This is a genomic window from Gluconacetobacter entanii (assembly GCF_013155425.1).
In the GTDB taxonomy this organism is placed as follows: domain Bacteria; phylum Pseudomonadota; class Alphaproteobacteria; order Acetobacterales; family Acetobacteraceae; genus Novacetimonas; species Novacetimonas entanii.
In genome coordinates this window covers 1-223 of sequence record NZ_JABJWD010000159.1, presented here as the reverse complement: position 1 = coordinate 223, position 223 = coordinate 1, and the positions used below count along the sequence as shown (strand labels likewise).

Sequence of the window (223 nt, the reverse complement as noted above, 5' to 3'; positions counted from 1 at the left end):
CTGCCAGTCTTCAGGAATACGTCCTTCCCGAAGATCGGCTTTCTCTGCATTGGTGTTCCGCTGCTTCGGAGCCGCTACCAGCGTGGCATCCAGGATCTGGCCTGACATCGGCAAATACCCGGCGTTGCGCAGGGTGGCATCAAAGCGGTTGAACAGCCCATCGATCGCACCCGCCTGGGTCAGACGCTTTTGACACAGCCAGACCGTTTTGGCATCCGGCACC

At 59.6% G+C, this 223-nt stretch carries 1 pseudogene; it reads right to left on the bottom strand.

What is annotated here, in order from left to right:
• Positions 1 to 223 (bottom strand): annotated as a pseudogene (locus HNH97_RS17190) (IS5/IS1182 family transposase); the annotation flags it as partial.